Origin of the sequence: Caballeronia calidae (assembly GCF_900044055.2) — a bacterium.
In the GTDB taxonomy this organism is placed as follows: Bacteria; Pseudomonadota; Gammaproteobacteria; order Burkholderiales; family Burkholderiaceae; genus Caballeronia; species Caballeronia calidae.
Genome location: NZ_FCOX02000161.1, coordinates 1 through 6,123 on the forward strand (window position 1 = coordinate 1; position 6,123 = coordinate 6,123).

Consider the following 6,123-nt stretch of genomic DNA (forward strand, 5'->3'; position numbering starts at 1 on the left):
GCGGTTTCAGGTCGCTGCGCGACCGGTGGATGTCGCACCTGCAGAGCACGCGACGACGTCCAATCCTACTCATCGACGAGGCGCAGGAAATGAGTCCCGGCGTGCTCAACGAACATCGGCTCATGGCTAGCGCCCGCTTCGACTCGCAGCCCCTGCTATGCATCGTCCTTGCCGGTGACACACGCCTGACCGACAAGCTGCGGCGCGATGAACTGCTGCCTCTAGGCAGCCGCATCCGTTCGTGGCTGGCCACCGAAAAAGCGTCGACCGACGACCTGCAGCCCTGCCTCGAACATCTGCTCGTCAGTGCCGGCGCTCCTCAGCTCATGACGCCGCCGCTGCGCCACACGCTGTGCAAACATGCGCTCAGCAACTACCGTGTGCTCACCACTGTCACATCGTGGAGACCGGAAACGAAAGCTATCGTTTCCGGCATAGCAGCGCCAGTGCAAAGAAACGCATCCGGTCGCGCGAAGCAGCGCGCAAAGGTGATGCCGCTGGCGCTTCCGAATCCGCCTGACCTCGTTCGCCGCGCTCATCCGAAGGAGGACAACGGCCCCGGAAACCCATACACTTATCCACAATCGTTCGCGCTTAAGACCGGTTTCCACCCCGGCTCAAAATTCAGTCGGCGCGGACACAGAGGAAGACGTCGAATGGATCGCAGCCCTGGTTGACGGCGGTCAAACCCCGCCGGAACGCGCCGGGCCGAATGGCCTGTAGGCTGGCGAACGCTTTAACCTGCGCTCGCCAGCCGTACGCAAGGGCTATTGCGCCTTCGCAGGGTCAAGGGTCGCTGCGCTCAGGCTTCGCCTGGCCCTTGCCCCCCCGCTACGGCGCTTCCTTACGGGAGCGCCCGATGGACCTGGCCAATGATTCGTGAGTCAGTTCGTGGAAGACCTTGACAACTTCCTGCTCATAGAAGGACCTCCCAGGAGGTTGGGTGCCGCCGACGCGATGTTTGAGATCGTCATTGATCAGCGCAACCTCGGTACCTCGCGCTTTGCGGAGCCCTGCCGTGAACTATCCACCACTTATCCCTGAAATCCACGTTGCTGAATCCGCGCCGACGCGTCCAACCGCTCATTCGCCGGGAGAGAGGGAATGATATCGGACTGAAGTTGGTTCAGCGCACCTTGTTTAACGATAACGTCCAGCGTGTCGATCTGCTGGAGGAGGGCATCAAACGCCGCCATCTGCGCATTACCGGGAAGGTTTTTGAAGCGCTGCAGCAGCTTTTTCCATGCACCCGGTTGAGCAGCCTTATCAAAGGTGCGAACTTTGTTCAGGATTCCGCCGAACACGGCCGTCATTTCCCCTCCCTCCCTCGTTGCGCCAACATTGCTGAGGCAGTAGTCATCAATTTTATCCAGCAGATTCAGTTGATCAGTCGCATCCAGCGCCCCAATTTGCTCGAGTATGCCATCGAGAGCAGCCACTCGGTCGGCCGGTTGAGACATATCCTCATTGTATGTCACGAGAACCTGTAATATAGATGCGCGGGTTGGAGAATCGAGCATACCAATGTGCGTCAGTACAGCTTTGGCCATGGCCAGTTGTTGATCTGCCGGAGCCTTGATGAAGCTTTCCCCGGCGCACTTCAGCACGACCGCCCGATCGTCCGGACCAAGCAAGTCGACTCGCTCAAGCGCTTCGTTGAGCGCTGTCGTCGCGTAAGGAAGAGAGTGAGCATCCAATACGAGCGCGCGCAGTAATTCGCGCTTGCATTTCGCATCGAGCGTGTCGGTCTGCTTCAACATGGCATAGAACGCCGCCTCATGGTCATCGGCGGGAAGTGAAGAAATGACACTCGAAAGATAGAGCAGCGGCTGGCCTCGTATGGCGAAATCAAGCGCGAGAATGCTCTCGTATACAGCATCGAACGCGCTTTTTCTGTTACCTTCAGGAAGATACAGAATCGTGGACGAAAGGTTGGCTAACGGCTGCTCGCGCGTGCGGCCATCAAGCGCGACGACGTGCGTCAAGGCAGCACCGAACGCATCTGCGCTCCTATCGTCAGGGAGCGACCCAATCGCGGACGCAAGTGCGGCCAGCGGCTTCTCACGTGCGCTGCCATCAAGCGCGACAACGTGCGTCAATACAGCACCGAACCCATCTGCTCTCCTATCGTCAGGGAGCGACTCAATCGCGGATGCAAGCGCGGCCAGCGGCTTCTCACGTGCGCTTCCATCAAGCGCGAGAACTTGCGTCAAGACAGCATGGAACCCATCTGCTCTCCTATCACCAGGGAGCGACCAAATCACGGATGCAAGGGCGGCCAGCGGCTTCTCACGTGCGCTGCCATCAAGCGCGAGAACCTGTTTCGAGACAGCATCGAACACGGCTGCTCTCGTATCGCTAGGAAGCGACCAAATCACGGACGCAAGTGCGGCCAGCGGCATGCCACGTGCGGCTGGATCCAGCGTGGCAATTTGTTCCAATACATCAGCAAACACTTTGGTGCGGTGATCGTGAGGAAGATGCTTAATCTTTTTGCAGAATTGGACGAGCACGGTCCCTTGCACGAGATCCAGCTTCGGTCGATCGCGCGCCCCGGATTCCGCGAAGGCCTGCTCCCTTTCCTTTGCGAAGAGCTGCCCAGTCTCCTTTAAGGCGGAAGGAATCAGATCAACCGTCTGCAGCTGAGCAAACATCTGACTAACGCCTTCGCTACCCAGTGCACAGGCATGGCGCAGGGCAGCGATAAACTGCTCGGCCGTATCGATTTTAGAGTTCGCCTTTTTCGCAACCTGGGCGAAAGATATTGAATCAGCATGCCTTCCACCCTCCTTTCGGACCGTGGCAAGTCCTAACTTTTGAATTTCCTTGCTTTTGAGCTGCGAAAACTTCGTGTTCACCCTATTCGGCAGCGACAAAGGCAGAGCGTCTTTCAAGTTTCGCCTGAGAGGGTATTTGACCGTTCCTTTCTTCTCGTACGATGAAGTAGCAAAAGAATCAAAGGGACGATAAAGGTTAAGTTTCATAAAGTGCTCGTTCGATCGAAAATAATTCAGCCTTCTTAACAGGCAGGGTCCGGTGGATTCTCGCCACCCGTCGCCCGTGCCTTCGCGATCGTTTTGTCGAACGGAGGCGAGCGACGGATGCGTTCAATGGACTACATTATCGACGTATGGGCTCGACTCGAAACGATGAGCGACTTTCCGTTGTCGTGAACTAGCCACCCAATCCCATCGAGAAAGCGTGATCCATTATTCTTGCCACAATATTTTAGGACGCAATTGATCTAAGATCTGTTTGTCGCTGGTTCTTCCCCATGACAGATAACTTTCGCCGCAAAAGGTTCATCCTATGAACTTGGGCAGATTTTTAATCTTTTCTTCCAGACGGGCTTTGACAACGTCTTCAAGATATTTATTTCGTGTTGTCACTTTGTTCATCGCAAGTACTCAACGAGTTGTGCTTCCGCGCTCACACATGATGGAATTTGTCTGCCAACCCTTTTGTTGTGCGGCGACGAGAACGGGAAGCGGTTAAAGTCCCACCGTGCTGGGAACGCTTATCGGAGCGGGTTCATCGGCATCCCGGAGATTGCCCTTGCGGCGCCGGGCCTCCCGGCAGCATTGGAGGTCGACGGCAGCCGCAAACCTCAGGCGATCTCGTCAGCCTCGATGTTGGCGACACAGTCTCCTCCTCTGACCCGTCACTTGCGGCGACGGCACGGCCATGGCGGCGACAAAGAACGACGGCAATCCGATCGGCTACGCGGCAGCGCATTGTATGACTAGGTCGGGTCGGCGAATATAATCGTGTGTGAAGAAAGCTTCGATACTGTCGCGAGCGTTCGGGTTGCCAAGCTTTCGTATTGTTCAGTCCGGCACCCCGTCCTTGACTTGCAAGGTCCGATTCATCTTTCTGCCGATGCGCCGAACGCGTTCAAGCTGATCGGTCGCGCTAGGAACGATGGTTACCGATCGCCCCCTTACATGGAAGCCCCGATTTGCCAAGCTTTCAGTCTTTGACGGCTCGAAGCTACAGATTGCACTCGTACATCCTGACTTTCGGTGCGTCGTTGCCGCTGTCCCTAATGGAATCCGCGGGCGAAGTTTTCAATAGCTCCCTGTGCTCGAGGCACGCTGCGCGGGTCAGATCTCCGTGGCCACGGTCATACAGGTTTGCCGTCAATTCTTGATCACCAGAGCAATCTAGAGAGCGGCTTTCCTGCGGGAGTTACATTGACGTCTTCGAGCCTGAGCCGACTTGGCGACTGCGATAGCGCGTGAGGGATTTCGCCGCCGGCCGCAAGTACGCACGAGAACTCGGCGAATGACTTATGGGGAGTCAAATGGAATCAACCCGCGCGAGAATTTTCCATCACAAAACAAAATGCAATCGGCATTGATGCCCGCACTCGCGAGTGCCCAGAATATCTGGCTCGCCACAACGATCGCACTCTCGCGCAGCGCGTCCTGTCATGCAAGTAACCAAGACCATACCGCAACCTGGGTTATACGAATCGAGCCCGTTATCCGAATCGCGCTCGAAGCCCCCCGGCGCCATCGCGCCAAAACGCTCATTCTGTCGCGAGGTACTCAACGATCTTCTCGATACGCCGCCGCTACGACAACGGTCTCAATCGACCCGATTAATATCGGAACCTCAAGGACTGGAAATTATTTCTGATGTCCGTCAGAATATCAATCCGCTCACCGACTCGCTCGACGAGCAGGCATTCAAGGAGCAGCTCGAACTCAATCTGTATGACTATGAAGACGCGCCTGCAATGCAAGCCAGGGGGCCGATCTCGACAAGCGCCTTGTACACCGCCTGGGCGGGGTTGATCGATACAACAGGCAGTCTGCGAGAATCGGTTTCGTCGTCCCTTGATCCGACGGGATTCATGAACTGGATTTTCATCATATTCCGGTCGATCGACTCGAAAGTAGCGCACACGGGCCTACTGGATCTGCACCAGCGGCTCAGGCAGGCCACGGTGGCCTGGACCAACTACCTGCGCGCCGGCGCGAACATCGGCTTGCTTCAAAAGCTCAAGGCGAATGCACTGAGCGAGACCGTCAAAGAGCGGCTGTCCCGTACGCTGGACGAGCAGTTGATAGCACAGGATAAATATCGTCGAAGCATCCCTTCCCTCTTCCTGCTGGATACGAACGTGCTTCAGAAGCAGTTCGGATGGGTGCGTGACGTAGTTGGTAACACGTTCAACAGCGCCAACACTGTCATCAGCACCGCAAATACACTCGATATTCTCACAACAACGGGGGGTGCCGGGAAGCTGGAAGGTGCGGCAGCAGGGCTAAATTTCGCCGTTTCCCATATAGCGGGCGCGTTGACGATGCTCTCAGCCGTGTGTCATCTGGGACAGGGCATTCTGGAACTACGGGACAAGAAGCTGCGGGCCGCACAGCTGGAAGACTGGAAAATACGGGATGCGGACGCGCTGCTCAGCGTTGGCAAGGGCAATGACACGATCAACGCCATTGCAGACCTACGCGAAGCAGTTCGCAACTTCGAAGTTCACGCGCTCGACTACCTGCACATGGCCGGGGGCGTGAGAACTGGCTATGGAGCCGTTTCCGGCGCGCTCGGAATTTCCCTGGTAGTGCTGGCTTCGCTCGGGAGTGCCTTCGCCGTGCCGACCGCCGGCGTGTCCCTTGCGATGACAATCCTGGCTGGCTTTTATGTCCTATCCGTGGGCGTGCGGGTGGCGCTGCAGGACAAGCACAACAGGGATTTCTTGAAGCAACGGGCCGCATTCCAGCACGCCTGGCAACTGCTCCTTGTACAGAAGCCAGACGACCAGCAGACCGGGCAACTACCTCGCCTGCTGGCAAGCATGGCCCAGCAGGCTGTCCTGCCGGAGCAGATTGTCGACGAGCTGTGGACTCATCGTCACAACAACGACGAACCGCTGCGGAACTATCTGCTTGCGATCGGCGTGCCCGCCTGGCTGCCCGAAAGCGTGATCAACGCCACGAGCAAGGAAGAAGCGAAGCAATTCATTCCTCAGCTCGCCCATGCCCTGGTCGCCGAATATCGGCCGCCGACCGATGAGCCGGCAATGGTCCATCTAGCCCGAGCTTTGGCTTCTCAAGTAGCCGAGATCCGCGTCAGCGCTGGGTTTCGGCTATTTTTTTAGGCTATCAT

The 6,123-nt window shown here is 57.0% G+C and carries 2 protein-coding genes and 2 pseudogenes; 3 read left to right on the forward strand and 1 reads right to left on the reverse strand.

The window, feature by feature from the left end:
* Positions 1-29 precede the first annotated feature (29 nt).
* Together AWB78_RS49640 and AWB78_RS49645 are read left to right on the forward strand one after the other, a co-directional pair.
* Positions 30-140: pseudogene (locus tag AWB78_RS49640) on the forward strand (hypothetical protein); the annotation flags it as partial.
* 245 nt (positions 141-385) lie between these two features.
* Positions 386-520, forward strand: a pseudogene (locus AWB78_RS49645) (AAA family ATPase); the annotation flags it as partial.
* Positions 521-1,034: 514 nt separating this feature from the next.
* Here AWB78_RS49645 and AWB78_RS41160 read toward each other — a convergent pair.
* Positions 1,035-2,984, reverse strand: coding sequence for a hypothetical protein (locus AWB78_RS41160; RefSeq protein ID WP_062612880.1), 1,950 nt, complete (start codon positions 2,982-2,984; stop codon positions 1,035-1,037).
* Between the two features lie 1,448 nt (positions 2,985-4,432).
* Between AWB78_RS41160 and AWB78_RS41165 the strand changes: the two genes are divergently transcribed.
* Complete coding sequence (locus tag AWB78_RS41165) at positions 4,433-6,115, forward strand: hypothetical protein (RefSeq protein WP_157697851.1); 1,683 nt, start codon at positions 4,433-4,435, stop codon at positions 6,113-6,115.
* The last annotated feature ends 8 nt before the right edge of the window (positions 6,116-6,123 follow it).

Bases quoted from the DNA above. Each gene is read 5' to 3' on its own strand.
- AWB78_RS41165 (WP_157697851.1), top strand. From the start codon at position 4,433: ATGCAAGTAACCAAGACCATACCGCAACCTGGGTTATACGAATCGAGC.
- AWB78_RS41160 (WP_062612880.1), bottom strand. From the start codon at position 2,984: ATGAAACTTAACCTTTATCGTCCCTTTGATTCTTTTGCTACTTCATCG.